Source organism: Paludisphaera rhizosphaerae (genome assembly GCF_011065895.1).
GTDB classification, from domain to species: Bacteria; Planctomycetota; Planctomycetia; order Isosphaerales; family Isosphaeraceae; genus Paludisphaera; species Paludisphaera rhizosphaerae.
On record NZ_JAALCR010000036.1, the window covers coordinates 45,524 to 54,476 of the forward strand.

Annotated in this window: 9 protein-coding genes and 1 pseudogene; 5 read left to right on the top strand and 5 right to left on the bottom strand. The window is 67.1% G+C overall.

The window, feature by feature from the left end; all coding sequences use genetic code 11:
- Nucleotides 1-7: 7 nt before the first annotated feature.
- The 3 genes from G5C50_RS28300 to G5C50_RS28310 form a co-directional block, all read right to left on the bottom strand.
- Nucleotides 8-1,891: a heavy metal translocating P-type ATPase gene (locus G5C50_RS28300; protein WP_165074485.1), complete on the bottom strand. Its 1,884-nt coding sequence runs from the start codon at nt 1,889-1,891 to the stop codon at nt 8-10.
- 114 nt (nt 1,892-2,005) lie between these two features.
- Nucleotides 2,006-2,938 carry a hypothetical protein gene (locus tag G5C50_RS28305; protein WP_165074487.1) on the bottom strand — a complete coding sequence of 311 codons (933 nt, stop codon included), beginning with the start codon at nt 2,936-2,938 and terminating at the stop codon, nt 2,006-2,008.
- A gap of 119 nt (nt 2,939-3,057) precedes the next feature.
- Nucleotides 3,058-4,995 (bottom strand): vWA domain-containing protein, encoded by a 1,938-nt coding sequence (locus G5C50_RS28310; protein ID WP_165074489.1) that lies wholly within the window; start codon nt 4,993-4,995, stop codon nt 3,058-3,060.
- Between the two features lie 538 nt (nt 4,996-5,533).
- Here G5C50_RS28310 and G5C50_RS32995 point away from each other — a divergent pair.
- Nucleotides 5,534-5,665, top strand: a complete 132-nt coding sequence (locus G5C50_RS32995; RefSeq protein ID WP_255487573.1) for a hypothetical protein — start codon at nt 5,534-5,536, stop codon at nt 5,663-5,665.
- Between the two features lie 21 nt (nt 5,666-5,686).
- Here the strand turns inward: G5C50_RS32995 and G5C50_RS28315 are convergent, their stop codons facing one another.
- Nucleotides 5,687-6,079, bottom strand: a complete 393-nt coding sequence (locus G5C50_RS28315) for a type II toxin-antitoxin system VapC family toxin (RefSeq protein WP_165074491.1) — start codon at nt 6,077-6,079, stop codon at nt 5,687-5,689.
- Nucleotides 6,079-6,321: a type II toxin-antitoxin system Phd/YefM family antitoxin gene (locus tag G5C50_RS28320; RefSeq protein ID WP_165074492.1), complete on the bottom strand. Its 243-nt coding sequence runs from the start codon at nt 6,319-6,321 to the stop codon at nt 6,079-6,081. The genes G5C50_RS28315 and G5C50_RS28320 overlap by 1 nt, the downstream gene beginning before the upstream one ends.
- Between G5C50_RS28320 and G5C50_RS28325 the strand changes: the two genes are divergently transcribed.
- The 4 genes and pseudogenes from G5C50_RS28325 to pncA all read left to right on the top strand — a co-directional run bounded on the left by G5C50_RS28325 (nt 6,320) and on the right by pncA (nt 8,773).
- Nucleotides 6,320-6,493 carry a hypothetical protein gene (locus G5C50_RS28325; protein ID WP_165074495.1) on the top strand — a complete coding sequence of 58 codons (174 nt, stop codon included), beginning with the start codon at nt 6,320-6,322 and terminating at the stop codon, nt 6,491-6,493. The two genes, G5C50_RS28320 and G5C50_RS28325, sit on opposite strands and share 2 nt — an antisense overlap.
- 35 nt (nt 6,494-6,528) lie before the next feature.
- Nucleotides 6,529-6,873 carry a hypothetical protein gene (locus G5C50_RS28330; RefSeq protein WP_165074497.1) on the top strand — a complete coding sequence of 115 codons (345 nt, stop codon included), beginning with the start codon at nt 6,529-6,531 and terminating at the stop codon, nt 6,871-6,873.
- 307 nt (nt 6,874-7,180) lie between these two features.
- A pseudogene (locus G5C50_RS33335) lies at nt 7,181-7,999 on the top strand (serine/threonine-protein kinase); the annotation flags it as partial.
- A gap of 111 nt (nt 8,000-8,110) precedes the next feature.
- On the top strand, nt 8,111-8,773 hold the full coding sequence (gene pncA / locus G5C50_RS33340) for a bifunctional nicotinamidase/pyrazinamidase (protein ID WP_407673613.1): 663 nt from the start codon (nt 8,111-8,113) through the stop codon (nt 8,771-8,773).
- Nucleotides 8,774-8,953 lie beyond the last annotated feature (180 nt).

Here is an 8,953-nt window from a genome sequence, read left to right on the forward strand (position 1 = left end):
GACTTCCTCAGCGTACGTCGGCGGGGTTGACCTCGTAATCGGTGAGCGTCCGCGGGGGCGTCGACGCTCGCAGCGCGTTCAGGACGGCGAGGACGTCGATGACCTCCTGGGAGATCGCGCCGGCCACTGGCGGCAGATATCCGGCGGCGGCGACGCCCATGCCGATGAGGCTCAGGGCCATGCCGCCGACGGCGCTCTGGAGGGCGATCGCCCGCATCCGCTTGCCGATGTGCAGCAGTTCGTCCACGCGTTCCAGCGAGCTTTCCAGGACGACGGCCCCGGCGGCCTCGGCGGCGACGTCGCTCCCCGGCCCGAAGGCGATCCCCACCGTCGCGGCGGTCAGGGCCGGGGCGTCGTTGATCCCGTCGCCCATGAAGAGGGTCTCGGCGCGCCGGGTGATCTCGCGGACAAGCTCCAGCTTCTGCTCCGGGCTGCAATCGGCGTGGACCTCGTCGATGCCGACCTTCTCCGCGAGCCGGCGGGCCTCGCTCTCGCGATCGCCCGAGACCAGAAGGACGCGCCGGAATCCGTGCCTCGGCTTCAGGTGGCTGATGAAGCTGCCGCCTTCCGCCCGGGGCTCGTCGAGAAAGCGGAACGTCGCCGCGTAGCGGCCGTCGATCAGCGCGACGCACTCCAAGCCCCCGGCGGGGGGCGGCAGCAACGCCGCCGCTTCCGGCGACGTGGCGGCGAGCTTCTTCCGCCCCGTTACACGGACCGACCGCCCAAGGATCTCGCCGACGAGCCCCTCTCCGGGCCGTTCGGCGACCCGGACGGCCTCTTCCAACGGCAGCCCGGCCTCCTCCGCGGCCTCGATCACGGCCGACGCCAGCGGGTGCCGCGAGTAGCGTTCCAGGCTCGCCACGGCCGTTAGCACTTCGTCCCGGCCGAAGCCCGGCGCCAGGACCGCCTCGGTCAGCTTCGGCTTCCCATAGGTGAGCGTCCCCGTCTTGTCGAAAACGGCGACCTGGCAGTCGTCAAGCTTCTCCAGCACGGCCGGATCCTTCACGACGATGCCCCGCCGCGCCGCCAGCGAGACGGCGCCGATGATCGCCACCGGGATCCCGATCAGCAGCGGACAGGGCGTCGCCACGACGAGGACGCCCAGGAACCGTGAGGCGTCGCCGCTGAGCGCCCAGGCGGCGAGCGCCACGCCGATCGCCAGCGGCGTGTAAAACGCGCCCAACTGGTCGGCCAGCCGACGCAGCCGAGGCCGCCGCCGCTCGGACTCGCGCATGACTTCCATGATCTGGGCGTATCGCGAGTCCACGGCCGTCTTCTCGGCCCGGATCGTCAGCGCGCCGACGCCGTTGACGGCCCCGGAGAGGACGGACGCCCCCTCCGCCTTGGGGAGCAGATAAGGCTCGCCCGTCAGGTAAGACTCGTTCATCGTGCTCCGGCCTTCCAGCACGACGCCGTCGACGGGGCACGTCTCATGCGGGAAGACGACCAGCGAGTCGCCGACCGCCACGTCGGCCAGGGGCACGTCGACCACCTCGCCGTCCTGCCGGTGGTGGGCGAGCGTCGGCATCCGCTTCGCCAGAGCCTCCAGGGCGAACGAGGCCCGCCGGACGGCGTAGGCCTCCAACGCCTGTCCTCCCGACAGCATCAGCACCACGATCGTCCCGGCGAGATACTCCCCCAGGACGACCGACGTCACGATGGAGAGCGCCGCCAGCAGGTCGGAGCTGAACTCGAAACGGATCAGCCGACCCGCCAGATCCAGGACGAGCGGAATTCCGCACGCCAGCGCGACGAGCAACGGCACGGTCGGCCACGGGACGCCGAAGACCGTTCCCTCCACGCCGATCCCGAACCTCAACAGCAGGTGGAGCCCGATCGCCGTCAGCGCGACGACGGCGACGACGATCTCCTTGCTCGGTGGTCGAATCATGCCCAACCTCGACCGAATGCGATCCGCCTCGATAGGGTCATCATCGCACCCGATCCAGGCTCTCGCCAGCGGCCGCCGCCCGCCGATGTTGCGGCCATCCCGGACGCGGACGATTCAACCTGCGCGTCGCCCCCAGGCGAGGCCGGCCGCCGCGAGCGTCAGGCCGATCACGGCCGAGACGATGGACGCCGGTTCGGGGGTCGGCGTGCCGAGGAAGGGGTGGAACGTCGAGTCGGCGGCGCCGAGATACTCGCCGACGATCGAACCCTGGGAATTGATCCCGTAGACATACGTCCCCAGAGCGTTGGACGCGTCGATGGTCGTGATGTTGCCGCCGACGTTCAGGAAGCCGTGGGCGACGCCGTTCGCGTCGACGTAGTAGCCCACGATCTGCCCGAGTTGGTTGATCCCCATGGCGTGAGTCTCCGTCGCGCCGGCGACCGTGATCGTGTCGAACGTGCCGTCGGGATGGTACACGAAGCCGTGGTAGAAGCCGTCCATCCCCAGGTACGAGCCGACCATGTCCCCCTTGTCGTTGATCCCGGAGAGGGTCGTGTCGGCCCCCACGTCGATCTGCTTGTACGTCAGCCCGTCCACGATGAAGCCGTGACGCCCGCCTCGAGTGCCTTCAAAAAGCCCGACGATCTGGCCCAGGTTGTTGACGCCCAGGGCCTGGGTGTATCGGGAGTCTGGGATCTCCAGGCCGTTGATCACGCCGCCGTCGATCCGGAAGCCCCCCGGGTTCGAATCGAACGGCAGATAGTAGAACCCGACCATCGAGCCGAGGTTGTTGATCCCCGCGACGCTCGTCCCGGTGAACAGGCTGTAGGAGATCGAGGTGTAGCCGCCGCCCGAGTACAGAAAGCCGTTGGATGCGCCTCCCGATGTCACGTAGTTCCCCACGACGTCGCCCTGGTCGTTGATCCCGTAAGCGGTCCCGACGTTCGACCCGAAGGGGACCAACGTGGTGTAGAAGTAATCCGCCCGGCTACGCCCCGTCCATGACAGCAGTACACAGAACGCCACCGCCGCCGAAACGCCGCGCATATCCGGCACCCTCCTGAACATTCGAGAGCATCACTCAATTCCATGGTATTGGAATCGAGCGAGGCGACGACGTCCAGGATTTACCCCAATTGCCCAACCCGCAACGTCACATGCTGTCGTCAGAGCCGGGGAGGCTCGGCGGGCTTCATCTCGGCGGACTTGTTCATCGCCTTCTTCTTGGCGGCGGCCGATTCGTCGCGAGGACGGGGAGGCTGGAGGTAGGCCTCGACAGGCTTGAATCCGAGGGGGTTCTTCAACTCCCGGGCGGCCAGGAGCGCCCAGGGGGTTTCGGGGTGCTCGTCGACGACCCGCTGGAGGAGAGCCTGGGCCTCCTTGGCGGCGGCGGCGGCCTTGTCGCTGTAGCGGATCTGGGCGTCGGGGACGAATCGCCAGGCGTTGGACTTGGAATTCTGGAACTTGGGCGGATCTTTCACCAACTGGGCGCAGGCGAAGTTGTATTCGTAGCAGCGGACCTTCATGGCCAGGAGCCGGCCGCGGATCAGGTCGAAGTGGGCCTGCCAGCGCCGGGATGTCTCGCGGTCGCGATACTTGACGACGGCGTTGATGGGGGCGATGGCCTCGTCCACCGTGTACGCGGTCCGCTCGGCGATCACCTGGTTGTTCTGGAGAACGTCCTTGAAGTTGGGAGCGTCGATCGGCGGGAAGATCAGGGTGGGCATCCCCGGGAGGTTCTGCTGGGTGATCAGCGAGGCGTCGATCACGGCCCGGCGCAGGGGGGACCGCGAGACGTCGGCCTCATAGGCCCGCTTCGATTCCCAGTCGGGCCGGTATTCCTTCATCACGGAGGCGTCGAAGCCCATCTTGGCGCCGTCGAACCGAGAGACGAAGTAGATGCCGCCGGTGGCGCTGGCCAGCCGCGAGAGCCCCCAGGGGCCGAAGCCCGATTCCAGGACGTCGTACTGGGGGCCGCCGTACCAGAAGGGGAGGCGGATCTGCTCGATCGCGACGCTCTCCGGCCCGGCGTCGACCTTCAGGCCGCGGAACATCTGCTTGGTCTTGGGGTCGTAGTAGTCCATCTCGCGCTGAGCGCGGCCGAAGAGGGCCTGCGAGCCCAGGACGTAGACGGGGACCTCACGCTTGACGGCGGCCTCGATGGTCGGTTCCAGCTTCTCCTGGTCGTCGCCGACCTCGTCGGTGACGACGATGACCATCAGGTTGTACGAGTCCCCCTTGGACGACTTGTAGCGGCCGAACTTGGTGACGATCTCGGCGACGGTCCCGAAGGTGTGCTCCTCGCCGGACGTGTCGGCCTGGATCGACGCGATAGCCTCGCGGACGAGGGAGACGTCGCCCGTCGGCTTGGGGGTCATCGCCTTGCGGGCCTGGCCGAAGGCGACGACCGTGGTGAGCAGCCCGTCGTCGGCGGCCAGCCGGTTCGCGTCAAGCTGGTTGATGTGGGTGTAGATCGTCTCAATGTGCTTGGCCAGCCGCTTGCGCTCGGCCTCCAGGCTGAGCGAGGCGTCGAACGCCCAGGCGACGAGGGTCCGACCCTGTTCCAGACGGCGGACGATCTCCACGGCGATCCGGTCAACGGCCCCTTCCACGCCGGTCACGTGTTCGGCGCCGTTCCCCTCGATCGCGAAGTTCTTGCCGAGGGTCATCGCCGAGGGGGCGATCATGTCCATCGCCCGGGTCAGGTCGCGACGCCCCATGTCGAGGGCCGCCAGCGCCTCGTCGGCCGTGGCTGGGCTCGCCGCCGAGGCCGCCCCTTGCACGTTCGAGGTCGCCAGGATCGGCGCGAACGACCCGGAGGCCTCCAGCACCGGCCGCTCATCGCTCTGGTCGATGTCCTGAAGCGTCGAATCCGTCTTCAGCGGCTCGAGCGCCGACGGCTCGTAAACCTCGGACGAGAACGTGGTTTGGGCGACCTCGTGCACCTGATGCCCGGCGAATGCCAGGCCGGCCAGGAACAGCGCGTGGATCGTCAGGCTGATGAGCCCGGCCGTCACCGTCGTCGTCGACCGCGTCGACTCCGACGAACCCAACCGCTCCGCCCAGCCTCTCAGGAAATCGCCGAGCTTGACCTTGTCGAGCATGCCCGCAAGCTCCGCCGATCGCATCGGGGAAGAACGCCCGTACTCAAGCCTGAATTCAGAAAGGAGGTGGCCTCCAGCCTGCCTCGCACCGCCCCGGGACGCAACCCCGCATTAGGAAATTCGGCGCAGCGCCGTTTTCGTGACGCCATTCCCGGCGATTTCTTTTGATTTCACGCAAATCATAGGCCGTCCCCGACATCGGGGCAATTCCACAGGGAAACAGCCCACTCCAGGGCTGACCAGGCCGGAAGCCGTCCCATCGTTGTGCGTCTGCTGGGTACAAGTACGTCCTCCGTTGTAACCCTGTTCGACGGAAAGTATGCCATGGCCGGCGATTCCGAACACCTTCGGGGTTGGTTTGACGGTAGGCTGCCTGGAGTCTTTGTTCTGGCCTGCGTGGTTCGCTTCTCCACTTGAGCGACGTGGCTCCGATGCCGAAAACTGGAGACGCTCTTCCACGCCCTCCACGATCCAGGAAGAACTCGTCGAGAAGCTCGCTGCGCTTCGTCGATTGTCGCCCGGGGTACGCTTCGGGCAGTTGCTCGCAAGCCTCGCCTTCCTCGTCGAGGATCAGACCGACGAGACCCTCCGGGAGATCGAGGACGATTCCCTGCTGGAAGTGATGGAACGCCACCGCGCCGACCTGTTCCGCAGACTCGCCGACGACTAAGCGAACCCCACGGCCGTTCGTTCAGGACGGCTCGAGTCGCGGCACGGGGTACGCCGTCACTTCGGCGTCGATGGTGAGGATCGTCAGCCCGTGTTGAAGGGCCTGAGCGATCAGGAGGCGGTCGAACGGGTCGCGATGCAGGCTCGGAAGACCGGCGAGATGCGACATCGCCCCCTCGTCCACGGGGAGAGCGATGATCTCGTGGACCTCGCGTTCTCGCGGCAGATACTCGGCCGGCGCGTTGGGGAGCGGCAGTTTCCCCAGACCGTGTTTGATAACGGCTTCCCAGATCGAGACGGCGCTCAGGAACACCTCGTTCCCGGGATCCTGGATGGCTTCCAGGAAGGAGGCCGGCAACTTGGGGTCGGCGGTGATGTACCAAAGGAAGACGTGGGTGTCGAGCAGAAGCCGCATCACTCCTCGAACGCCCGAAGCAGGTCTTCCGGCAGCGGATCGTCGAAGTCGTCCGGGACGGTGAACTCCCCCGCGGCCAGGCCGAACGGGCGTGGTCCTCGGGGCGTCGGGGAGACGTCGATGGGCCGGAGTTCCGCCACGGGCCGTCCGCCTCGAGAGATCACCAGGCGTTCCCCCGCCTCGACGCGGTCGAGAAACCGCTTGGGGTCTCGCTCCAGCTCTTGCAGAGTGACGGTTTCCATGTTTCTCATTCTACAGCGGTTTGCTCTGAGACGACAGACGTCGCGCGAACCTGAACGCGACGGCAAAACCCGAAAGGAGCTCCAGGTGCTTGCCCACCGCGGCGGCGAATCGGATGGTCTCCAGCAGGAATACGACCGCAACCTCCGCGAGCAACGCCGCCCCGAGCAGTGATCCCGGCCGACGGACGGTCCACGGAGACGGAGTGTATGGGATACGAAGTCCACATCACGCGGGCCTCGGATTGGGGCGAGTCGGAATCGACGCCGATCACGCTCGACGAGTGGCTGGCGTACGTCGCGTCCGATCCCGAGATGCTACGGACCGATGTCGCCACGAATGGACCCGAAGGTCATCAATACAGAAACGAGGGTCTGACGGCCTGGACGGCATACTCCGGGCACGGCGTCGACGACAACATCGCCTGGTTCGATCTCTTCAACGGCCGCATCGACGTCCTGAGGCCCGACGAGGAGATCATCACCAAGATGAAGGCTGTCGCCCGCGCCCTCAACGCCCGAGTCGTCGACGACTTCGAGGAATGGTTCGACTGACCAGACCTCTCCCCCAAGACGTGCCCCCCGGCTTCCTTATCGGGCGGCGTTCCCGGTAGATTGGATGAAGAATCCGGATCTGGGCGACCACCGCAACGGCCTTCTCCCCTCGCGTGGGAAAGTGGCCCGAAGGGCCGGATGAGGGGGATCGGCGTCGAGTTGAGAACGAACCGCCGGATGCGCGGCCGACGCCGGTCGTTCCCCCTCATCTGACCGCTGCGCGGTCTGTCTTCCCCCTCCAGGGGGGAAGACGGTTCCCGTCGCCCGAATCGTCCATCCCTTGCACCGCCTTGCGCCGAGGTCCGCCATGTCCGACGACTCCCTTCGAGAGCTCCCGAGCCTCGGCCGAATCCGGCTGGACTCCCGGATCGGCGTGGGGGGGATGGGGGTGGTTTATCGGGGATGGCATGAGGATCTGGACCTGGCGGTCGCGGTCAAGTTCCTCAATCCTGATCAGGTGGCCAAGGGCGGGGCGGATCGGTTTCTCCGCGAGGCTCGGTTGGCGGCGCGGTTGAATCATCCGGGGATCGTCCGGGTGTTCGACTGCGGCGAGGCCGACGGCCGCTGCTACATCGTCATGGAGTTCGTCGACGGCCAGAGTTTGGAGGCCCACATCGCCGAGCGCCAGAGCGTCGGCGTGGACCGCTCGCTGCAGATTGCGGAGGCCGTCGCGCAGGCGCTCGGCGAGGCCTGGACGCAGGTGGGGGTGATCCATCGCGACGTCAAGCCGGCGAACATCCTGTTAACCTCCAGCGGGCAGGTGAAGCTGGCCGACCTGGGGCTGGCGAAGGTGGCCGGCGACGACGACGGCGGCGGCGCGACGATCGACTCGGGCGCCACGATGGCCTATTCGCCGCGGACCGAGGCCGGCACGTCGTTGGGGACGCCCGCCTACATGCCGCCGGAGCAGTTCCTGGACGCCTCCGCGGTGGACCTTCGAGCCGACGTCTATTCGCTGGGCGCCACGCTCTACCACATGCTGGCCGGCAAGCCTCCGTTCCAGGCCGACTCCGTCTTCGGCCTGCTCCGCCTCATCGAGCGCGAGGATCCGCCCGCCCTCCCCTCGCACGTGCCGCTGGCCGTGGAACAGCTCGTCGCGAAGATGATGTCCAAGCGGCCCCACGACCGGCACCAAACCCACGCGGAATTGATTGAGGAGATCCGCGCCGCCCAGAACCCGAGCGGCAGCGGGTCGTCGCTCTCGTCGATGATCCGGTCGGCGACGCGGCCGTCGATCATGTCCTCCGGGATCATCCCCGCGGCGAGGACGGCCGGCCGCGCGGTGCATTCGGCGACCCCTCGCGAGAACCGCGTGCTGCTGGTGGTGGACATGCAGAACGACTTCTGCCCCGGCGGGGCGCTGGCTGTTCCCGGCGGCGACGAGCTGCCGAAGGTCATCAACAAGCTCTCGCGCAAGTTCTCGCACGTCATTCTCACCCAGGACTGGCACCCGGACGACCACCTCTCGTTCGCGTCGTCCCACCCGGGCGAGAAGCCCTTCGGCACGATCGAGTTGCCCTACGGCCCCCAGATCCTCTGGCCCGACCACTGCATCCAGGAGGAGGAAGGTTCCGAGTTCCACCCGGCGCTTGAGGTCCACAACTGCGAGATGATCATCCGCAAGGGCTACCTCCGCGAGATCGACAGCTACTCCGCCTTCTTCGAGAACGACCGCACCACCCCCACCGGCCTGGCCGGCTACCTCCGCGAGCGCGGCCTCAACCGCCTGTTCCTCGTCGGCCTGGCCACGGACTTCTGCGTCGCCTACTCCGCCCTCGACGCCCGCCGCCTGGGCTTCGAAGTCACCGTCATCGAAGCCGCCTGCCGCGGCATCGACCTCAACGGCTCCCTCGACGCCGCCTGGCAGCAGATGGAGGAAGCGGGGGTGGTGAGGGCGTAAGCACGGCTTGCTCTGAAGTCGCCTCCCGAGCGGGCCAGGATCTGCGACGGATCTCCCTTCTCCCCTTGTGGGAGAAGGTGGCCCGAAGGGCAATACTGTTCGGCACGACTTGCATATAAGCCATCGGAGGCGATTGCCTCCCTTCTCCCCTGGTGGGAGAAGGTGCCCCGTAGGGGCGGA